Source organism: Hallerella sp. (genome assembly GCF_022776125.1).
GTDB lineage: Bacteria > Fibrobacterota > Fibrobacteria > Fibrobacterales > Fibrobacteraceae > Hallerella > Hallerella succinigenes.
On record NZ_JALFIA010000018.1, the window covers coordinates 30,300 to 52,159 of the forward strand.

Here is a 21,860-nt window from a genome sequence, read left to right on the forward strand (position 1 = left end):
CACCAGAGTGAAAATGATGCCGGATATGGTTTAGGATGAAAAGGCTTTTAGCCGTCTTTACGCTTTTAGCTGCACTGTCTTCTGCACAGGAGACGGCGGATTCCACTGTATCCAAAAATTCTTCGAGTTCCGCGAATAGCGCGGTCCAATACATTCCGCTTCCCCCCAATGTGACGCCTCTTTCGGATATTGCCCCGAAGAGCGGTATCGGCCAGAGTTCTTCGTTAATGAAGCCGCCTCGTAACGAAAAGTACGAGCACAACATTGATTTTGAAAATCGTGAAATGGAAGTGAAGAAGAGTTACGTGAATCCGCTGAGCCGTGACACGATGGAACTCTGGTCTTCGAACTATCCGGAAATCGCGACCTATGTGACGGATATGTATGCGGCGGGCTTTAACCGCCTGTGGACCAACTCTTTTGCGGGCCAGAGCAGCGGTGGGTACTCCGAACCGGAGTCCGGCACGCTTTACGATATCGATATTCCAATCAACATGCCTTCCTGGATGAAGGATTTTGGTTTTGACAAGCCGAAGCTTATGCTGCAGGGTACGATGGACATCCGTCTTTCGGGCCGCGGTGAAAAGGATGATGCTCCGGGTAGCACGAAGGACAATCTGTTCCCGAGCCCGACGCTTTCCTATGACCCGAGTTTCATGGTGAAGGGTAAGATCGGTCCGTACATCACGGTGGAAGTGAATAACGTGGAAAGCGGTCTCGGGGCGAAGAACCAGATCCGCGTCGTTTACGAAGAATCTTACAAGGATGAATTCGAAGACTACATTCTGCAGCGCATTGAAGCTGGTACGACTTCCCTCGCTTTGCCGGGTACGGAACTCACCGGTTATTCGGAAAACCACAAGGGCCTTTTCGGTATCAAGGCGGAATGGAAGCTCGGCGACTGGTGGCTTACGACGATTGCTTCGCAGGACGGTGGAAGTCAGGAAAAGTACACAATCAACGCAAGTTCGAGTACGACGGAATTTCAGATCCAGGACAAGCAGTTCATCGCTTACCGTTACTACTTCTTAAATCATGAAGCCCGCGATAACTACATCAGCAATGGACTTGCGGGACGTAGCACTTCGAACTATACCGCGACGAATCTGAAGCTTTACAAACGCGCACCGACCAATACGACGACGGACGTGGTGGAAAAGGTGACAGCCGTCTATACGACCACGAGCGGTGCGCGGATCGAAAAGGTCATCGACCGCTTGGTGCCGATGTCTTCGAACGATTATTCTTACGACAGCAAGACGGGTATTGTGAAGGTTCTCGGCGCTTCCAAGAATACGCTGATTGCGGCCAGCTGGTCTGATGACGGAACGGGTCGCATGGGAACAACGATTTCGCATGGATCTCGTGTGGTTTTGATCCAGTGGGACGCGACCCTTTCGGAACTGACGGACATTGACAAGTTGATGCTTCGCAATGTTTATTCGATTGGCATTTCCGATGAAAGCGCTTCGAGCTTTGTCTTGCGTGCTAAGAATAAGGCGGGAGTTTCTGGAACGTATTTGAAGACTCTCGGTCTTTTGGACACGACGACGAACACGATTCTCACGGGCGATGCTACGATTTTTAAGAAGGACGCTTCCGGTTCTTACACGGGTGAAATGTGGCTGCCTTGCCGTCCGCTGTCATGGTATTCGGGGGCGAACTCTTCGGCACGTGCACGTGAAAACTGCTTGGAACCGTTCCGCAACGTGGACTCTTCGGCGGCCATGGCAAAGCTTTATACGCTTCCGGTTTCCAACCTTGGTACGAAGTTCACGAACCGCTTCTACTTTGAAAGCGTCGGTAAGAGAAGAAATTCGGTGATCAGCGTCCGCGATCCGAGTTCGAGTTATTCGGTGAACTCCGGAAGCTGTATGGACATTTCGGAGGGCTCTGAAAAGCTGAAGTCCGGTTCGACGGTTTTGACGCGTGGCGTGGACTACGATGTGAACTATGAGCTGGGTACAATTGAACTTTTGAGCGAAACGGCTCTCGACCCGAACAAGGAAATCACGGTCGAATTTGAATGCGAGCCTTTGTTTGAAATCGACAACAAGGTTTTGCTCGGTGCCCGAGCGGAGCTTCCGCTGACCCGTTACGGATTCGGCGAAGGTTCTCTCTTCGGGATTACGGCACTTTACAAGAGCCAGAGCACGACGGCGAGCACGCCGACGCTCGGCAGCGAACCGTATTCGAGCTTCCTCTGGGGCATGAACCTGCGCTTGCAGGATACGACGCAGTGGATGACGGACCTTGTGAACATGATTCCGGGCATCGACACGAAGGCGACTTCGAACTGGCGCTTTGAAACGGAATTTGCAAGCAGCTATCACAATGCGAACACAAGCGGCGATCAGACGGCTCTCCTTGAAGACTTTGAATCGAGTGAATCGGGACTTGTGTATCCGCTGACGCGCCTTTCCTGGTATCCGGCTTCTCCTCCGGGCGGTGTGGATACGGGGCCGAGCACATACATTGAAAATCAGGATTACAAGCACAAGGGTGAATTTATTTGGCACAGCAACAACTCGGTGCTGTACAAGAACATTTATCCGACCGTTGGCAACAGCGATGTGGACAATCAGCGTTTGACCGTGCTCAAGATGACGCTTCGCCCGAATGACAATTTGGCGGGCAACAGCTGGGGCGGTGTCATGCGTCCGAACTCGAGTTACTACCAAGACTTGAGCGATATGCGCTATGTGGAAGTCGTGGCCCGTGGTAACGTCGGAAGCCTTTATCTGGATTTGGGCCTTGTGAGCGAAGACCTTTCGATAAACGGAGAAGCTCCGAACGGCGAATACGACGGTGAAAACGATTTGGGTACGACGACCGCTTTGCACGATAAGGGCTTGGACGGAGTTTCCGGTTCGGAAGAAACGCTCACCATTTGGGACTGCCGCATGAACGGCTGCGTGAGCACGACCAAGACAAGCGCAAACTCCGATGCGACGAATACGGACATTGCCCGTGATAATTTTGATGACGATCTCGATGACGAAAGCGATCCGCCGGTTTCGATTAACGGTACGGAAGGCAACGCGGGCACACGCGCTTACGATACGGAAGATATCAACAAGAACGGTTCTCTCGATACGGACATTAGCTTTGTGCGTTACCGCATCGATTTGACCGATGAAGATGATGCAAACTTTGAAACTCTCAAGAATGGCTGGCGCAAGTGGAAGATTCCTCTCGACCAGTTCGATACGATTGTTTCGGCAACGGGTGAAAGCTATTTAACGATTCTCGCCCAGGCTCAGTTCTCGAGACTTTGGATGGGTAAAATCAACAACGGAGTCGCAGAAGCCAAGGTACAGATTGTGAACCTAGGCGTGATGGGCAACTCTTGGCAAACTTCCGATGTTGCGAGCAAGTTCAAAACGACGTCTTCGGGCAATTCGCAAACCGCTATCGTGGACGGTAGCGAAGTGGAAATCAAGGCGGAAACGTCGAGCTCCGATACGACTTACCTGAACGTTTCGACCTTGAACAATCGTGAAAATTCGGGAACCTATTACAAGAGTCCGAACACGGCGACGGAACGCGATGCGGAAACGAATGCGGCTCTCAAGGAAACGGCTCTTGTGCTCAAGTACCAGAACCTTTCTCCGGGACAGTCCGTGGGAGCGACGCGCGTCTTCGATACGGACGAAAAGGACCTGACGAAGTACAAGATGTTGAAGATGGAAATCCATTACGAAACGGAAGCTTCGAAGACGCCGGTGCGATTTGCGTTGCAGTTCGGTGAAGGTTCTTTGGACGGTTCGACGGACTATTACGAATGGAGCTTTAGGCCGGTCAAAATCAACTGTACGGCGGCGGAACGGGAAGCGGACTGCCATGAAAGAAACTGGCTTGCGAACGCCTTTGCCCAAAAGCTTTCTGCGTTCTCGAATTTGAAGAAGGGACGTCGTCCGCCGTATTTGGATGCGGTGGTGGATTCGATCGGCGGTGACCGTGAAGAAGTCTTGAAGCTTGTCGGTAATCCTTCGACGACTTCCGTGGACTGGATTCGCTTTGTGATTATTGCGGACGAAGATGCTTCGCCGGCGGACTTGGAAGGTGAATTCTGGATTGACGACTTGCGCCTTTCGGAGATGGATACCGATTGGGGCTACGCCTTTAGAACGGCGGGGCAGGCGAACTTTGCGGACTTCCTTTCTGTGTCGGCTTCTGCCCGTTATCAGGACGGAAACTTTGCGACGCTTTCGACGACGGGAACTTCTCCGAAACCAGCGCTTTCGGATGCGGCATCGACGCTGGACCTTGCGGCCGACGCAAGTGTGAATTGGAACAAGTTCCTTCCGGATGACGAAGGCTTCCACATGCCGATGAGCGTGGGCTACAGCAGTACCACGAAACGTCCGTACTTGAAGCCGACCGATGATCTGGAACTTTCGCACGATAATCTGGGCGACTTTGCCAAGGACGTTTGGGATGGAAAGCTCGTCGTGGAAAATGCGGATGACGAAGAAAAGCTCCGTTCGAATGCGGAATCTCAAGGCTACCAGTCCTTTAACCGCACAAGACGCTTCAGCTTCAGCTACAGTAAAGATTACAAGATGCAGTCAAGCCCGATCAAGGAAGTGCTCTCCCAAATCTTCCTCGAACGTCTGGCTTGGAGTTACAGCTACACGGAAACGGAATCCCGTTCGACGACAGCGGCTGACTCGACCTATTCTTACCACACGATTATCGAGTATAGCCTCGGTACGTTCAGCCGCTTTAATTACAAGCCGTTCGACTTCTTGAAAAAATCCGCCTGGGCAAAGAGCTTTGCCGACGCTTCGTTTGAACCGTGGCCGCAGACGGTGGACTTGACCCTTTTCGATTTGAACTATATCCGCTATGTGAACCAGGAACGCGATCCGGATTTTGCGGAACCTCAGGTGGAAAAGTCGACGACTTATACGATCGACTTGACACATAAGGCAAACATCCGTTGGAACATCTTCCCGTTCCTCACGACAAGTTACAGTTTGAACATTACCCGTGACATGTTCGGCGGTGGCGACCAGAAAGATTTTGCGAAGGAAAATTTCTGGACGACGAAAAACGGTGGCTTGTTTGCCGTAGACGACATCTTTGATTTTGATCATACCGATCGCAAAATCTACGTTTCCCCGGATAGCGTCGTCGTAATTCCGTACGATACAGTGGCGGTCGTAAGCGCCGAAGGCGATACCTCTCTTATCGACATGGACGATCCGAGCACGTACAAGATTCTGTACGACAGCACGGTCTATTACAAGGTCGATAGTGTGGGCCGCAGGGAATACGGACGTTCTTACGGTATATTGAAGAACGAACGTTCCCGTACGCAGCAGTTCAAGACGACGTTCTCCCCGGCGATTATTCCGTTCCTTCCGATGACGTTTGCGTTTACGTCTTCCTTTAAGCAGCAGAAGACGATCCCGGATGAATACAATCTTTACGATGCGACGACGGTCGATAAGAATTACTGGACGATTTCCCAGACGAACCGTTTTGAATTTGCCCCGTCGTTCCGCTTGGTGGAATTCTTGAAGCTCTTTGGCGACAAGAATGCGGCACAGAGCTTCTTTGAAAAGCTCCGCTGGCGCGATGTGAAGGCGACTTGGACGGTGGACCTTTCGACGGTGGGTGAAAACTTTACCCTTTCGCAGTTGTATGAAGAGCAGGGTGTGACGCCGTTGCAGTATTACTTGTACGGCTTGGGTATTGGAAACGGCTACCGAAATCGTGGAATTTGGAACATTGTTTCGGGTGATATGGGCCTTGATCATCGTAACGATTACACGGGCTTTGCGGAATACCGCAATTCGCATGTGGACACTCTCGTTTACCAGGGTAACTTTACGCACAGCGTCGACCGTACGCTGAATCTTTCGACGGGCTTTACGCTTCCGATCTGGAGCATAGGCGTTGTTGCAGATATGCAGTGGAAGCAGAACTTTAGCCAGTCCCGTGAATATCCGCTGTACACGGACTCGGTGATTGTCTGGCCGAAGTGGGGCGTGGGCATAACGGTTCCGAACTTCTCGCAGCGCGTTGGCTTCTTGAACGGATTTCGCAGCGTGAGTACGATGCACCGTGTGGACTACACGTACACGCGCTCTGTAAAGCCTTTCCAGAGCGCTGAAGATTCTTGGACGACGACGTGGAACTTTAATCCGCTTATCCGCATTAGCTTCCTGACACAGCAGAACATTCGCATTGAAGACAATACATTCTTAAGACTCGAATTTACCGACCGCCGTCCGAAAATGGAAGTGATTTCGCAAACGAACTGGCCGAATACGGTTGTCGACGAGACGGATACGACGAAGTACTTCTACACGCCTTGGATTCACACGGCGCTGTACAAGGATTACGGCTACAACGTGGGTAATGATTTGACGATTTCTTACCCGCTCAAGACAAAGCGCGGATTCCAGTTCTGGAAGTGGTACTTCAAGCTTAAGAATGACATCGATTTGCGATTGACCGCTGGTTACGAATACAAAAAGACGATTCGTGATACCTATGAACCGGAACCCGGTTACGATCCGTGGGATAAAGAAAGCGGAACGGATGGCGTTTACAAGAAGTGGACGATAGAAGGAAACGATTATACCGTGTACTTCCCGAAACTCGAAAAGACCGATCGTACGGTTCCGTCGCGAGTGCATGAATGGTTCGTCCGTCCTAGCGCCGGCTATCAGTTCAACAAAATGGCGAGCGTGAGCGCTTACGTCGAATACCGCCAGATCCATGAAAAACTCGATGATGAAACCGCCCACACGGAACAGATCCTTTCGTTTGAAATCGCTTTGATGTTGAGGTTCAACTAGTCGAAAGAAAGGTGGAGATGAAGAATCTTTACTGGGAAAGCTTTAGAACATTTTTTAAGATAGGCCTTTTCATCTTCGGTGGCGGCTATGCGATGATCCCGATGATCGAAACGGAAATTGTCGATAAAAAGCACTGGATTTCAAAAGATGAATTGATGGATTTGCTTGCGATTGCACAGAGCTGCCCGGGCGTTTTTGCAATCAACATCAGCATCTTTATCGGTTACCGCTTGCGCGGTGTGAAGGGCGGTATTTCGTGCGCAGTCGGCACGGCTTTGCCTTCGTTTTTGATTATTCTTTTGATTGCTCTTTTCTTCCATCAGTTCAAGGAAAATCCTTACGTGGCAGCTCTCTTCCGCGGCGTTCGCCCGGCGGTTGTGGCGCTGATTGCGGTGCCGACCTTTAACATGGCGAAAAAGGCGAAGTTGAACAAGTTCACGATTTGGATTCCGGTGGTGAGCGCCCTTTTGATTTGGCTTTGCGGGGTTTCTCCGATTCTCATTATTTTGGCGGCAGGTTTTGCCGGATTCTTTGTGGGGAAGGCGAAGCGCAAAAAAACGGACCGTGAAGAAGAGGAGGGTGAAGCATGATTTTCCTTTCGCTCTTCATTACGTTCTTCCAGATCGGGCTTTTTGGCTTTGGCGGAGGCTACGGCATGCTTTCGCTGATCCAGCATGAAGTCGTGATGAATCATCATTGGATGACGGCGGGTGACTTTACGGATATCGTGGCGATTAGCCAGATGACGCCAGGACCTGTGGGAATCAACACGGCGACTTATGCGGGCTATACCGCGTTACAGAATGAGGGCGCAAATCAATTCCTTTGCATTCTCGGCAGTATGACGGCGACTTTTGCGCTCGTATTTCCGACGACGATTTTAATGCTCTTGATTAGCCGCTATTTTATGAAGTACAAGGATAATGCCTCGGTGCGCCTGGTGCTTGACAGTTTGCGGCCCGCGGTGGTGGGACTTTTGGCGGCGGCGACGCTCCTTTTGATGACCAAAGAGAACTTTGGCTCTTACTCGGAAGATTCCGTTGGATTTATCTTTTCTGCAGGGCTTTTTGTGCTGACTTTTGTCTGCATAAAATTTTTCAAGGTAGGGCCCATGAAGATGATTGGGGTGTGCGCTTTGCTCGGTCTAGTTTTTACATGGCAGACAGGAGGCTTTTGTGCTTAAGATTCAAGATCAGGTAACCACCAGTTGCACGGACTGCAATGGAAAACTGAAACTCTTTTCTGCATTCCAGATGATGCAGGACTGTTCCGAACTCTGGCTCGATACCGCTACGGAATACAGGGACTTTTTGCGGGCACATGGACTTGCGCAGTTGATCGCTTCGCGCCAGGTCGAAGTCGTCCGCGTTCCGAATTATAAGGAAAAGCTCACGATTCAAACAGGCGTTTACGGTTGCGAACCGCTCTTCGGATTCCGCAACACGTTCATCTACGACGAAGCGGGAAATCCTTGCTACAAAACGTGGAGTCTCGGCGTCTTTTGCGATTTGAAGACCGGTCGCATGAAGAAGCTTCCGCAAGAAGTCATAGATGCCTACACTTATGAGCCGAAACTTGAAATGCATTACAAGGACCGTCGCATTGTCGTCCCGAACGCAGAAGTGAAAACCTTTGCTCCGGTTGTCGTTTCAAGAAACGACATCGATTACAATCAGCATTTGAACAATGCGCATTACGTTCGGATCGCCTCGGAATATTTGCCGGAAGATTTTAACGTGAAAGGTGTTCGCGTGGAATACAAGGTTCCGGTGAAGCTCGGCGAAGAAATCGTGCCGCAGGTTTTGACGGAGGGAAACTTCATTTACGTGAAGCTTTTGAAAAAAGAATTGCCCTGCGCGATTTTGGAATTCGAACAGGGCTAGATTCTATTCAAAATGATGGAAGAGTTACGACTGGGCCGCATTCAAGACGCGGTCTTTGTCTTTTTGCATTTTCTTTTCGGCGTGCTGATCCATCAAAATGAAGATGCCGGCGAGGATTGTTCCCGAAATCGAATGCCACACGCAGGAAATCGCAGCGGCAACGGCGGCTTCCGGGTAAGCGGGGAAGTGTTGCGTTGCAAGGCCTGTGGCAAGGCCCGCATTCTGCATGCCGACTTCGATCGAAATCGTGCGATTCTTTGCCTTGCTCATGTGGGCGATTTTTCCGATTATATATCCAGTGGCATAGCCTAAGGAATTGTGCAGGAAAACGCAGAGGAAAATCATGATGCCCGAGCTGAAGAACTTGCTGCCGAGAAGCGAAATCACACCGCCGACGATGGCGCCAAGGCCGAGCACGGCAATGCCCGGCATCCAGGAGCGCACCATCAGAAAGCCCTGCTTTTTATTCAACAGGTAATTCAGAACAAAGCCGCCGACGACCGGGAAAATCGTGACGCAGAGAATTGTCTTGAAAAGTCCCCATGCGTTTACTTCCACAATTTCACCGGCGAGAATCTTCATAAGGACCGGTGTAAGAACCGGAGCGAGGAGCGTGTTCACCGCCGTCATGCCCACGGAAAACGCGACGTCGCCCTTGCAGAGGAACGACATTATGTTTGAAGAAACGCCGCCCGGGCATGTGCCGACGAGCAGAAGGCCAATCGCGATGCCTTTGGGAAGCCCTAAATGCACAAGCGTAAACGCGATGAGCGGCATAATCGTAAACTGCGCCAAAGTGCCGATGAGAATATCGCCCGGACGCTTGGCCAAAATGGCGAAGTCTTGCGGGGAAAGGGTAAGCCCCATGGCGAACATAATAATGCCTAAAATGATAGTCTGGGTGTCGCCTTTGACCCAGGCGAAGGAAGGAGCGTAAATGAAAGCCACGACCGCGAAAATCAAAACAACTGGCGTGGTGTATTTGGAAAGAAATTGAGAGAATTTTGTTAACAGCATAATGCCATCCTTTTGGAATGCGCCGAAAAGCTAAACATTATAGAAGGGATTGGCTAAAAGGGTTCTTGGCTTTGACGATTTCAGGGCATAAAAAAAGAACTCGTCAATTTGACGAGTTCTTTTTCGTACCCCCAAGCGGGTTTGAACCGCTGTTGCGGGAATGAAAATCCCGAGTCCTAGGCCACTAGACGATAGGGGCATTGTTTAGATGTGCCAAATATAGATATTCTTCCTCGCTTGTCAAGGGGGTTTTGTGAAAATTCTATTTTTTATCGTATGAATCTGTCGAAATGGCTAAAAAACAGTGCAATGGCTGCGCTTTTGCGTTTATTTCCGCTCGTTTTATTGGCGAGTCTTGCGGATGCAGGGCTTTTGGTCGCGATTCGACACTTCATTCAGATTCTAGAAAAAACGGCCGGGACGACGATTGCGGAATGGCTCGGAGTCACACTTGGACTGGTTGCGCTGCGCTGGGTGTTTTCTTACATGCGCGGAATTTCAGTCGAGAAGACGATCCGTCATGTGGAAGCGGGACTTTTGCTATGGTTTGCGCGGCGCCTGCGAACCCTTTCTCCCCAATATTACCATAAGGTACAGAGCGAAGAACGTTTGATGGTCGCTTACGATTCCATACACACGGTAAGCGCAAGTGCAGAAACGTTGATGTTTACCTTGCAGGCGATTTTACAGCTGGTGATTTTTTTGCCGGTGCTGTTTGTGATGTCTCCGTGGCTCACCTTAGTGGTACTGCTCGTGGTGCTGCCGGTGATTTCTTACATCCAAAAAAAACTGCACGCGATGAAACCTTCGGTCGATGAAGAAATGGTGAAGCGCGGAGAGCTCCGTTCCGAAGTGGAATCGGCGAAGCGTTTCTTTCGGCTGTGGAGTTCGGCAGAAGATCTTTCGCGGATTGTGCAGAGCCTTTTTGCCAAGGTGCGTTCCGTGTTGAATTCCAGCGTTTCGGTGGGACGTCGCAAGGTGGTGCTTGCGCAGGGAATGGAATCGCTTTCGGTGATTTCTGTGATACTGATTCTCGGGTTTTGCGGTTGGATGATTTTGAACGGCAAGCTCGATGCGGAAGGCCTGGTCCTTTACTGCTCCGCGCTCTTTCTTTGCTATAAACCGGTGAAGGAATGTTCGCGCCTTTTGCCGCAGATGCGCCTTGCCAAAAGCGCAGAGAACGTTCTCTTTGACCTGGAAAAGGCGCCGCGCAAAAAACGTTTGCAGTCGCATGCAAAAAGGACGCTCGAACTTTCGCAGATCGACTTCTCTTATACCGATGACATGGAAAAGACGCCTGTGTTCCAAGGCTTGGACATTTTACTGCAAACGGAAAAGCCTGTCCTTTTGCAAGGAGCGAATGGCTGCGGAAAATCGACGTTCTTTAAGCTCGTTGCGGGCCTTGAAGAATCGAAGAAGGGAAGCATTTTGCTGCCAGAAAATTTTGCCGGAAACGGCGTCTTTTCGGTTTCCCAGGATTTGATTTTACCGCCACGGGAATTTGTGTTGCAAAAGATTCAGGCGTTGCAAGGGAACGCCGCCTTTGCGGAACTATGGAAACTCGTCCGCGGAGAAAAGCTTTTGCAAAAAAAAGGGCTTTCGGGCGGAGAACGCGCCAAAGTCGCTCTCTTGTGGGCGATCGCTTCGCCTGCCAAAATTTTACTGCTCGACGAACCTTTTGCTTTTGTGGTTCAAGAAGAACGCGCTCCGATTTTGGTTGCGCTTCTCGCTGCGGCAAAGGCCCGCGGAAAATGGGTGCTGCTTGCGACGCACGAACCTATGTCGAACGATTTGACGGAGCGCTTTGAAATCTTAGACTTTACAAAACTGGAAGGGCGAGCATGAATTTTCTGTACCGTTTCCGAGGCGTCATCCTTGGAATCTTTGCCGTAGCCCTTTGGGCTTTTCCACATTCTTCGGAATGGATTCCAGCTTCGGCGGGGATTCTTGCCTTGCTCGGTATTGTGCTCCGTGTGGAGGCGCGCCGGGTGATAGGTGAACATACGCGTGGAAACGAAAAGGCTGCGCCGGAACTTGTGATGTGGGGAATTTACGCAAAGCTTCGCCATCCGCTGTACCTTTCTAATTTGTGCTTTTGCTATGCGTTTGTGCTCTTTCATTTAGGCTGGCAAACCCTTTCGTTTGCGTTTGCGATGGGAGTTACTTTATTTGTATTCCCGCTTGCGAAAGCGGAAGATGTCTTTCTTAAAAAAAAGTTCGGAGAACGGTTTGTGAATTGGGCTAATCGCACTCCGATGTTCTTTCCGACATCTTTTTCGGCTGCGCAAGGCGAATGTACGTCGTCCGGCGTAAAACGCTCCGTTTTGGCTTCGGTTTTAGCGGATCGTTGGACGTGGGTGTGGCTGATCTTTTATACATTGTTGCTGTTTGTTCGGCGATTTGTGGAATTGCCGGTGTTGCTGTAAGAAGGATTTGAAATGTTCGGGTTGAATGCGATTCGTAGAACTTTGGGTATTGTAGCTCTTGCTGCGGGCAAGGTTCCGTCATTCAATGAAAAATTCAAAATCCAAGATCGTATTCGCGGTCCGTTCCCGAAAGGCCCTTGCTTTTGGATGCACGGGGCAAGCCTTGGCGAATGCAAAATGCTCCTTTCGCTCGCCAAAATCTTAAGGGCAGAGCTTCCGGATCTCCCGCCCATTCTGATTACAACGCAAAAGGCAGAAGTCTGCGCTTATTTGGAGCCTCTTGCCTCTAAAGAAGGCGTTCTCGTTTCGATAGCGCCGCTTGATACGCAGAGCGCGATTCGGAATTTTATGGATGCGGTAAAGCCGGTGATGCTTGTCCTTGCCGAAAATGAACTTTGGCCGGGGTATCTCGCGGCGATGCGGGAGCATTCGATCCGTCCGTCGGTCGCTTTGGTTTCGGGACGTTTTTACCGTTGCATCGATACGCATGAATTCCGTTCGATCGGTTTTGTGAGCATGCAGACGGGTGCGGACCTGACGCGTTTTGTGGCGGCAGGGGATTATTCCGTTGCGGCGAAAACGATTATCGGTGGTGACTGGAAACTTCTCTCGTGGGCAAAGTCCGGTTCCGAAGTGGAATCTCCCAAGGATTTCTGCGTCGATACGGCTTTCCTTTCTTTTCACAAAGAAGAATGGAAGCCTCTTCTGGAAATGCTTGAACTTGCGGTAAAGGCGAATGAATCGATCGTGCTTGCGCCGCGCTTTGAAGAAGAGTTGCCGAAGTTCCGCGCAGGCTTGGAACAGGCGGGCATTTCGACTGTGGAATGGCCGGAAGTCAAACCGGGAGCTGTTTCGCTTGTGACCGTTTACGGCAAGCTGACAGAAGTTTTGCAGACTTCGAAGTCGTCGGTCATCGGCGGATCTTTTTCGCGCTCTCTGGGCGTGCATGATTTTTGGGAATCTTTGAAGCTGGGTGTCGCTACTTGCATCGGTCCGTTTTCCCGCGGGCAACAGGCTTCGGTGGAAGCGCTTCTTCGGGAAGGTGCGATTGCGCAGATCAAGACCGCTGCGGAATATTCTTCTCGCTCGGTTCCCGACGTGAAACGGGTTTACTGCTTCCTTGCCCATGAACGGGAAAAGGTGGTGTCTTCTTATAACGCGTTCGTCAATTTTATTCAGACGACGCTTGAAACGGATAATTCGGAATCCAAGAACGACTCGGAATCCAAGAACAATATGGATGCCTCTGTATGAAAAAACTTGTTCTAGCTAGCCCTCGTGGATTTTGCGCGGGAGTCGATCGCGCTTTGCATATTGTCGCCAAGGCGCTCGAAAAATTCGGTGCCCCGATTTATGTGCGCCATGAAATTGTGCATAATGCTTTTGTCGTGAGCCGCTTTAAGGCTCAGGGTGCGATCTTTGTCGAAGACCTGCAGGAAGTCCCAGAAGGGGCGACTGTCGTTTTCTCGGCGCACGGCGTACCGGATTCGGTTTACGAAGAAGCGAAGAAGCGCCATCTGCACGTGCTGGATGCGACGTGTCCTCTGGTGCAGCGCGTTCACATGAGCGCCAAACGTCACCATGCGGCTGGACGTCACGTGATTTTGATAGGCCATGCGGGCCACGCGGAAGTGGAAGGCCATTTGGGCCAGGTATCCGAAGGCTGCATGACTTTGGTCCGCAAGGCGGATGACGTTAAGAAATTGTCCTTCCCCGAAGGGACGGAACTCGCCTACATTACGCAGACGACGCTTTCTGTTTCTGAATCCAAGGACATTATCGATACCCTTCGGGAACATTTCCCGAATATCCAGGGCCCAGTCCGCGGCGATCTCTGCTATGCGACGGGAAATCGTCAGGTAGCAGTCGCTTCCCTGTGCGATCAGGTGCAGTCCCTGCTGGTAGTCGGGTCTAAAAATTCGTCCAACTCGAGCCGTTTGGCGGAATTGGGCAAAGAACATGGGATTCCTTCACATTTGATCGACAGTGTGAAGGATGTGGATCCATCCTGGTTCGACGGAATCGATACGGTGGGTCTTTCGAGTGGCGCAAGCGCCCCGGAGGACCTCGTTCAAGACGTTGTGGCCTGGATGCGTGAAAAATATCCCGGAATTGAGGTCGAAAACTGGGTGACTATGCAGGAAAAGTTAAAGTTCCCTTTACCTGCAGAATTAGCATCTTGACGAAATCCGTTAAATTAACTAATGTTGTGCCCACTAAAACACGGAGTTATACAATGAGCCGTATTTGCGAAGTTTCTGGAAAAGGCGCCCTCGTTGGCCACATGGTTTCTCACTCGAACCGTAAGAAGTTGATTCGTCAGCTTCCGAACCTTCAGACGAAGCGTTTCTACGTTCCGGAAGAAGATCGCTGGGTTTCTCTTCGCGTGAGTGCCGCTGGCCTTCGTACGATCGAAAAGCGCGGCATTTATGCCGTCGTGAAAGAACTCGGTCTCTAATCCTTTTTCGGATTTTGTAACACGAAAAGTCGCTTTCTCGTTAAAGCGACATTTCGTGTTTTAAATGCAAATTTCAAAAATTCCGAAGGGAAAAAAGCCCACGATGCAGCGGGCTTTTCTGTTAAAGGAAGAGTCTTTGCTCGGGAAGATTCTGTTTATGGTTCTTCGATAGGATCGGAGCCTTCCCTTAAGAATGTCTTCAGTGCGTGTTGACGCGAAAGCGGGGCGAGGATGAACAGGATGTCTCCAGGTTGCAGTTCGATGGCTCCACGTGGCGGTAGAATTTTCCCGTTGCGAGTGATGGACGTGATAACGACATCCGTGCTGAACTTGAGATCCTGGATGCGTTTTTTGGCGCAGTAATAATCGTCGTGGATCAAAAATTCGAACATGTCGATGTCGGACTGCTTGATTGCATGCAGTTCCACGGAAAAGGGGGAGACCGGGGACTTGGGGATGGTCAGCTTGGCGCGTTTCGCGATTCTTCCGAGAGTGCTCCCCTGCAAAAGGCAAGAAACCAGGACGGCAAAGAAGATGATGTTGAAGACGGATTCCGCATCCTTTAAACCATAGGCGGCGGGGTACGTCGCAAGCACGATGGGAACCGCGCCCTTGATACCGCCCCAGCTCACAAAAAGTTTTTCTTTTGTGGAATAGCGGAAGGGGAGAGTCGAAAGCCAAACAGCGACAGGCCTTGCGACAAAGATCATCAATGCGGCAATTAAAAGGCCTTCTTTCCAGACGAGTGCAAAGTTCCTCGGAAACGCGAGCAGTCCGAGCATCAGGAACAGCGCCATGTTGCAGAAGGTGGAAATCCCTTCCAGAAAAAGGCTAACACCGCGCTTGGCCACAAATTCCGAGTTGCCGAGCCAATAGCCCATAAAGAATACGGCAATGATACCGTTGGCCTGAATTTGATCGGCAAAACCGTAACCGAAAAGAATCACGCCGATGAGCAACACATAATAGTATCCGCGGTTTTCGGAGTGGAGATGGTTAAAAAGAAAGTGGGCTATTTTGCTTGCTAAAAATCCGATAAGGATGCCGCCGGAAAATTGCCAAGCGAGTCGGCTGAAGAATTCCCAGAGGCTTGTGCCTTCCCCAGCGATGCTTCCGAGAAAGGCGAGCGTTAAAAGAATGGCCATCGGGTCGTTTGCCGCGCTTTCTACATTCAGGGTGGCGGCGAGCTTTTTCTTCAACGGGTTTTGCCGCGTAATCAAGAAGACGGCGGCGGCATCGGTCGATGAAATAATCGAGCCGATGAGCATCGAAAGTATCCAATCGTAATCCATAATCCAATGAATGCAAATTCCGAGAACCATTGCGGTGACGGCGACGCCAAAGGTGGCGAGCGTGATTGCCGGCTTGGCGGCAACCTTCAAATCGGAGCGCATGGTGCGGAATCCGCCATCGAACAGAATGAAAATGAGCAGGATGTCGGCAACCTGTTTGGTGAATTTCGCATCGCTGAATTCGATAAGTCCTAAAATGTCGCTGCCGACAATCAAGCCGACCGCGAGGAATACCACAAGAACGGGGAACCCTATTTTATCGGAAATACGAGTCGCAAAAAGCGACGCGATAATGAGCAACGCAAAAAGAAGTAGCATGCTTTAAATGTACGAAAAAACTGAAAAAAGTCAAAAATGGCACGTACGCATGCACAGGTTTCCGTAGGAATTTTCAATGCGGAAAATTTTAATTCATCTTTGTCAGGTACGCGGGCGTCGAACCGTGCTTGATGATGCAATTCAGAATGCGGGATATATCCCAATCTTCTTTGCGAATGCGGCGACGGAGAAGGGCGACGAAAACTTCCATGAGCATTTCGCAGTCGTAAACGGCGCGGTGCATTTCGTCGTTGTTGATCGCGAGCTTGATTTGACCCTTGATGCGTTGGAACATGTGGGCGAGATCGCCAAGCTTATGGCTCTTGAGTTCCGGCAAAATCGAACGGGCGACGCGCAGGCTATCGACAATCGGATTGCCCGGCAAAAGCTGTGGATGCTTGGTGTAGGCGACGTGCAAAAATCCCGCATCGAAGTCTGCGTTATGGGCTACGAGAATCGCGGACTGGCCGCAGAAAACGGTGAACTTTTTCAGGGCTGTATTGATGTCAGGAGCGTTTTCCACCATTTCGTTTGTAATGTGGTTCACTCGTGTCGCTTCGTCCGGAATCATCATGGGTGGTTTTACCAAGGTCTGGAATTCCGAAATTTTTTTGGGACGGATGATGCCGTTGTCGTCGTAAACGGTGAATTTGACGGCACCGATTTCCACGATTTCATCTTTGTTAGAGAAAAGACCCGTTGTTTCCAAGTCGAAAGCGACGAAGGTAGAATAAATCATTCAATACTCCCAATCAGAATCAAACACATTTCAAAGATAGCTTAATGAAATTGTCAATTTTGACAATGGGAGGGGAATCTTTGCCTTGTCCCAGCTGCGGAGCGAAAAATGCGCCCCATAGCGGACTTCCAGTTTGTAAACCGGAGCGTTTGCCCGCTCCGCAAGCCAACGCGTACCGGGCTTTTCCTGAAGAGCGGGGCCTTTGGGGCCGTCGAGCGCCATGGCGCAGGAATTTCCCTCTTTCAGCTGCCGCAGAACCTCGCGAATTTCGAGCGTTTTCTCGGAACTGGAGCCACGAACGACCTTGTACCCGAGGTCAAATGCGATTTTTGAAAGAATTTCTCCATCGGAACTCGGTGAAATGAAGGCGACGAGTCCGGATTTTCGAAAGGCGGCTGTCGCCGCAAACAGGTCCTGGTGCCACAGCGCTAGAATTCCTGGATTTGACATATCCACAGAATTTCCCCAATTAATCCTCAACGAGCGGAGCCAAAGCTCGATAAATGTGCAAAAAAGGCGTTTTTTTAGAGGGAGTCTGCGCATCATCACCTTGGAAAATAACAAAATATTTCCTATAATTGCAGTCACATGGCGACGTACCCAAGTTGGTAAGGGGCGAGTCTGCAAAACTCTTATTCCCCGGTTCGAGTCCGGGCGTTGCCTCTGAAAAAAGACGGATGTTTTTTATCCGTCTTTTTTCGTTTGTGCATATATTGAATGTATAGGGTTGTTGAATTTGAGGGTCGCTCAGGAATGCGAGGAATCTCTTTTCTAAAAATGGATATACATTGAGACTATGAAGCAATTTCAATTTGAATATACCAGCATCGGGAAGCTGAAAAGAGAATTGGATAAGATCAACCAATGGCGTCGATCCAAGGTGACTTCTTGTGTCCTGTTCGAATTTTATGCAGAAGACATTGAACGTTCGCAAATTGAACTTGCTTGTGAGATTATCGACCAAGAAGTGCCGGACGCACTGTACATGGGCTGCTCCACGAACGGTAACATCATCGAAGGTGGACTTTCTTCGTCGCCAATCGGTGTGGTGTGTACCATTTTCGAATTCCCGTCGACGCGTGTAAAACTGATGCACTATGTGCTGACAGAAGATTGCGCTCTCGATGTCGTGGCGGACTTTAAGAAACAGCTCGTCAAGTATCCGTGGGTGAAAGCGGTTTCGATGCTTGTCACGATTCGCGGTATGTCGATGACGCCGTTCTGTGATGCGTTTACCGATGTGGATCCGGACATCGAGATTTTTGGTGGCGGAGCCTTTAACCCGGACTTGAATAACGATGAAGCTTGCGTGTTCAGTAAAGTGCGCGGCTATACGGAAAAGGGTGTCGTCTTCTTATTGCTCGGCGGTGAAGATCTGAATGTGATGTCGACATTCATCACGGGTTGGAAACCTCTTGGCCGTGAATTCAAGGTGACTAAGGCGAATGGCTGCATTCTGCAAGAACTCGACGATCGCCCCGCTTATGACGCTTACTACAAATATTTGAATATACCGAACAACGAACACTTCTTTAGCAATACTCTTGAATTTCCGTTTTTCTATAGACATCATGGAATCGATATTTTGCGAGCGCCGATCGCGAGCAACGAAGACGGTTCTTTGACGATGACTTCGGATATTGAAAAGGATGTGAACGCGCGAATTGCTTACGGTGATCCGTGGACGATTCTTGAAAGTATTCAGAAGGACGGAAAAAAGATTGCGGAATTCCAGCCGGAACAGATCAAGATTTTCTCTTGCGCCGCACGTCGCACGTACTGGGGTGACGACGAAATCAGTAAGGAAACGTTCCCGTTTCAGAGTATTGCTTCGACTTCGGGCTTTTATACCTCGAGCGAATTCTTGAAAACCGACGGGTACTTGAATCAGCACAACGTGACTCTTGTCGTCGCCGCTTTGCGTGAAGGTCCTAAGGATTTGAACGTACATTTTGAAATGCAGAACGAACAGTTCGCCGGAAAGGTCTCGATGATCAACCGCCTCGCGACCTTTATTGACGCTGCGACGGTAGAACTCGAAAAAGCGAACAGGAAGCTCACCGAAATGGCGATCACGGACAGCATGACAAAGCTTTTGAACCGTGGAGAAATCCAGCGCCGTATCAAGGAAAGCGTAAAAGTTTTCGAGGAAACAGGCGAAAAGTTCTCTTTGCTGATGTACGATATCGACTTTTTTAAGCAGGTGAACGATGCCTGTGGCCATAAGGAAGGGGATGCTGTCATTCTGAAACTCGCGGATGTATCTAGGCGCGCGATCAAGGATCACGCTCCGGAGGCAAGTATCGGTCGTTGGGGCGGAGAAGAATTTATGATTCTTTTGCCGGGAATTCAGGCGGAACGCGCACAGCTTTTGGCAGAAGTCATTCGCACCTCTTTTGCCGCAGTGGACTTTACGGTTGCACATCATAAGACGATTAGTCTCGGCGTGACTGAAGTCTGTGAAAATGATTCATCGGATAAGATTTTGATGCGTGTGGATAATGCGCTTTACAAAGCGAAGAAACAAGGTCGAAACCAGATTGTGGTGATGAGATAGCGGAGGGGCGTGTTTATGGTTAGAAAAGAAAAATTGGATTCCATGTTTAACGCTTTCTCCATTGTAAGTGGTGGAAATTATGTCTATGTGTGCGACATGAAGCAAGATCTTTCGCGATGGTCCAAGTCTGCTGTGGATTATTTTGGCCTTCCGTCGGAATATATGGAAAATGCGCAGAGCATTTGGAATGAACATTTGCATCCGACGGATCGCGAATATTTTAACGAAAGTATCAATGCGATTTTTGCTGGCTCTGACAATAATCATACCTTGGAATATCGCGCCCGTCGTTTAGACGGCGAATATGTGGTCTGCGTTTGTCAGGGTGTTGTCATCCATGACGATGATGGAAAGCCTGAATATTTTTGCGGTTCTATTAAGAATCATGACAGCGTCAATTTCATTGATGATGTAACGAACTTGCGCAGTCTTTACGGTTTTTTGGATGATTTGAAGTCGGCGTTCTGGAAAAAACAGGAACTCGATATTTTAATGATCGGCGTCGAGGAATTTTCTCGCACGAACGATATTTTTGGTTATACCTTTGGAAACCGCGCCTTGCGAAAGCTAGGCTCGCTGTTGCTTTCGGAATTCCGTTGCGAAGGCCAGGTGTACCGCATGGATGGAACCAAGTTCGCTGTGATTGCGCAAAAGTCTTCGATTCAGCGCTTGAGTGAAATCTATGCGGATTTGCAGGAAACCTGTGCCAAGGAATTCTATGTGGGCTCGGACCGTTTGACGCTTTCGCTTTGCGCGGGAGCGTTGCACTTGGAGCGTTTTTCGGTGAGCCCGGATACGGTGTATTCGTGCCTCAGGTTTGCACTTCACGAATCCAAGGGGAACCATCATGGGGAACTATTTGAATTCCAGGAAGTGGTGATCGATGAAAGCCGTAACAGCCTCACGCGTTTGAACGAAATCCGCAACAGCATTGTGGATGAATGTGTGGGCTTCGAGCTTTATTACCAGCCTGTCGTGGACGCAAAAACCGAAGAGATGTGTGGAGCGGAAGCATTGATCCGCTGGAGAAACAACGATTACGGTCTTGTTCCGCCGTTCCTGTTTGTGCCGATTCTGGAGCAGGATAGTCTTTTTCCGGAACTCGGAAAATGGATTTTGCGCGAAGCGATGATTTGCGGAAATCGGATTCGAGCCAAGTATCCGAATTTTGTGATGAACGTAAACCTTTCTTACGCGCAGCTTGAAAGGACGGACTTTGTCGATGTGGTTTTGGATCTTTTAAAAGCGACGCATTTCCCAGCAAAGAATCTTTGTCTTGAACTCACAGAACGTTGTCGCTTGCTCGATGTGAAACTGCTGCAGAATATTTTTGTGCGCCTTCGTGAGGAAGGAGTGAGAATCGCTTTGGACGATTTCGGCACAGGATTTTCTTCGCTCGGCGTTTTGCGCAAGCTCCCGATCGACTGTGTGAAAATTGACCGCGATTACGTGCTGAACATTCAGTCGAATAAAGAAGATCGGAACACGGTGAAGTTCATTTCTCAGCTGGCGGAAGCTTTTAATGCGGAGCTTTGTGTGGAAGGCGTGGAAACCGCAGAAATGCGAGACATGCTCCGCAAATTTAACGTGACGAGTTTCCAGGGCTTTTACTACTCGCGTCCGGTACCGATTGAGGAGTTCTGCGTAAAGTACAGTTGTTGAAGATGAACAAGAAATCCCGCTGCATTGCAACGGGATTTTTAATCTCATTTCGCTTGAGAAAGGCTTCGATTAATATCTCTTGCCCTTGGTGGCGTCGAGGAAGACCTTCACCGTCTTTTCGCCTTCGATCTTTACAAGCTGTTCCGCGGCACGACCGTTGTTGCATTCTGCACGGATCATGTGGTCGCCTGCGTCAAGGTTGTTCACGGTGAGAGCTGCGCCATCGGTACGGTCGGCGTTATCGCCGTCGACGTAGATGTAGCATTTGCCCGGCTTCGTCGTCACTTCGACGTTGCCCTTCGGAATCACGGTACCGAAGTTGAATTCGTTCTTCTTGTTCGGCCAAATGTTCACGCGCTTGTTGACGAGTTCGTAACCCTGGTCCACAACGATCAAGGTGTAACGACCAGACTTGACGTCGCGATTTTCAATCGGGCTCTTGCCGAGAAGTTCGCCGCCGAGATAGACTTCGCTGTTGGACGGTTCGGTGAGGATGGTGACCTTAGCCGGCTCTCCACGAGGAGGAGGTTCTTCGGCCATGGCGACGACTGCGCAGAACGAGAGCGTTACAGCGCTGAATGCAAAAAGTTTCGAGAGAAATTTCATTTGTAACTCCTTCTAAATCGTCTTCTAAGATATAAAGAAAAATGGCCCTTGGCGGAGCTCGGAATGTAAAAATGCCCTTATAAATTG

At 50.0% G+C, this 21,860-nt stretch carries 16 protein-coding genes and 2 tRNA genes; 12 read left to right on the forward strand and 6 right to left on the reverse strand.

Going from position 1 to position 21,860, the window contains the following annotated elements; genetic code table 11:
- The first annotated feature begins 35 nt into the window (after positions 1-35).
- From sov to MR847_RS02500, 4 genes are read left to right on the forward strand one after another with little or no spacing between them, the layout of a single operon-like run.
- On the forward strand, positions 36-6,815 hold the full coding sequence (gene sov, locus MR847_RS02485) for a T9SS outer membrane translocon Sov/SprA (RefSeq protein ID WP_287722856.1): 6,780 nt from the start codon (positions 36-38) through the stop codon (positions 6,813-6,815).
- A gap of 17 nt (positions 6,816-6,832) precedes the next feature.
- Positions 6,833-7,405 (forward strand): chromate transporter, encoded by a 573-nt coding sequence (locus MR847_RS02490; protein ID WP_287722857.1) that lies wholly within the window; start codon positions 6,833-6,835, stop codon positions 7,403-7,405.
- A complete protein-coding gene (locus MR847_RS02495) occupies positions 7,402-7,998 on the forward strand; it encodes a chromate transporter (protein WP_287722858.1) in 597 nt (198 codons plus the stop codon). Before MR847_RS02490 ends, MR847_RS02495 begins: the two co-directional genes overlap by 4 nt.
- The gene (locus MR847_RS02500; RefSeq protein WP_276999952.1) at positions 7,991-8,698 is read left to right on the forward strand and encodes an acyl-[acyl-carrier-protein] thioesterase; all 708 of its coding nucleotides are present in this window, start codon (positions 7,991-7,993) and stop codon (positions 8,696-8,698) included. The genes MR847_RS02495 and MR847_RS02500 overlap by 8 nt, the downstream gene beginning before the upstream one ends.
- A gap of 24 nt (positions 8,699-8,722) precedes the next feature.
- Here MR847_RS02500 and MR847_RS02505 read toward each other — a convergent pair whose 3' ends face one another.
- On the reverse strand, positions 8,723-9,718 hold the full coding sequence (locus MR847_RS02505; RefSeq protein WP_407718860.1) for a bile acid:sodium symporter family protein: 996 nt from the start codon (positions 9,716-9,718) through the stop codon (positions 8,723-8,725).
- Between the two features lie 123 nt (positions 9,719-9,841).
- Positions 9,842-9,914: transfer RNA gene (locus MR847_RS02510), tRNA-Glu, on the reverse strand.
- Positions 9,915-10,024: 110 nt separating this feature from the next.
- Between MR847_RS02510 and MR847_RS02515 the strand changes: the two genes are divergently transcribed.
- The 5 genes from MR847_RS02515 to rpmB are packed head-to-tail and all read left to right on the forward strand — an operon-like array spanning position 10,025 to position 14,599.
- The gene (locus tag MR847_RS02515) at positions 10,025-11,560 is read left to right on the forward strand and encodes an ATP-binding cassette domain-containing protein (RefSeq protein WP_287722860.1); all 1,536 of its coding nucleotides are present in this window, start codon (positions 10,025-10,027) and stop codon (positions 11,558-11,560) included.
- A complete protein-coding gene (locus MR847_RS02520) occupies positions 11,557-12,141 on the forward strand; it encodes a methyltransferase family protein (protein ID WP_276999944.1) in 585 nt (194 codons plus the stop codon). Before MR847_RS02515 ends, MR847_RS02520 begins: the two co-directional genes overlap by 4 nt.
- Before the next feature lie 12 nt (positions 12,142-12,153).
- The gene (locus MR847_RS02525; RefSeq protein WP_287722861.1) at positions 12,154-13,395 is read left to right on the forward strand and encodes a 3-deoxy-D-manno-octulosonic acid transferase; all 1,242 of its coding nucleotides are present in this window, start codon (positions 12,154-12,156) and stop codon (positions 13,393-13,395) included.
- A complete protein-coding gene (gene ispH / locus MR847_RS02530) occupies positions 13,392-14,324 on the forward strand; it encodes a 4-hydroxy-3-methylbut-2-enyl diphosphate reductase (RefSeq protein ID WP_287722862.1) in 933 nt (310 codons plus the stop codon). Before MR847_RS02525 ends, ispH begins: the two co-directional genes overlap by 4 nt.
- A 53-nt stretch (positions 14,325-14,377) precedes the next feature.
- Entirely contained in the window at positions 14,378-14,599 is a 222-nt protein-coding gene (gene rpmB, locus MR847_RS02535; RefSeq protein ID WP_100425189.1) for a 50S ribosomal protein L28, read from the forward strand.
- A gap of 155 nt (positions 14,600-14,754) precedes the next feature.
- On the opposite strand, the gene MR847_RS02540 is transcribed toward rpmB, so the two are convergent.
- From MR847_RS02540 to MR847_RS02550, 3 genes are all read right to left on the reverse strand, one after another.
- Positions 14,755-16,209 (reverse strand): potassium/proton antiporter, encoded by a 1,455-nt coding sequence (locus MR847_RS02540; RefSeq protein WP_287722863.1) that lies wholly within the window; start codon positions 16,207-16,209, stop codon positions 14,755-14,757.
- 88 nt (positions 16,210-16,297) lie between these two features.
- Positions 16,298-16,948, reverse strand: coding sequence for a 3'-5' exonuclease (locus tag MR847_RS02545; RefSeq protein ID WP_100425187.1), 651 nt, complete (start codon positions 16,946-16,948; stop codon positions 16,298-16,300).
- A 30-nt stretch (positions 16,949-16,978) separates the two neighbouring features.
- The gene (locus tag MR847_RS02550; protein WP_276999932.1) at positions 16,979-17,398 is read right to left on the reverse strand and encodes a lysophospholipid acyltransferase family protein; all 420 of its coding nucleotides are present in this window, start codon (positions 17,396-17,398) and stop codon (positions 16,979-16,981) included.
- Positions 17,399-17,538: 140 nt separating this feature from the next.
- Here MR847_RS02550 and MR847_RS02555 point away from each other — a divergent pair.
- From MR847_RS02555 to MR847_RS02565, 3 genes are all read left to right on the forward strand, one after another.
- Positions 17,539-17,611: transfer RNA gene (locus MR847_RS02555), tRNA-Cys, on the forward strand.
- A gap of 133 nt (positions 17,612-17,744) precedes the next feature.
- Positions 17,745-19,505, forward strand: a complete 1,761-nt coding sequence (locus MR847_RS02560; RefSeq protein ID WP_287722864.1) for a sensor domain-containing diguanylate cyclase — start codon at positions 17,745-17,747, stop codon at positions 19,503-19,505.
- A 15-nt stretch (positions 19,506-19,520) separates the two neighbouring features.
- Complete coding sequence (locus MR847_RS02565; RefSeq protein WP_276999927.1) at positions 19,521-21,167, forward strand: EAL domain-containing protein; 1,647 nt, start codon at positions 19,521-19,523, stop codon at positions 21,165-21,167.
- A 69-nt stretch (positions 21,168-21,236) separates the two neighbouring features.
- Here MR847_RS02565 and MR847_RS02570 read toward each other — a convergent pair whose 3' ends face one another.
- Positions 21,237-21,773, reverse strand: a complete 537-nt coding sequence (locus MR847_RS02570) for a PEGA domain-containing protein (RefSeq protein ID WP_100425183.1) — start codon at positions 21,771-21,773, stop codon at positions 21,237-21,239.
- Positions 21,774-21,860: the final 87 nt, after the last annotated feature.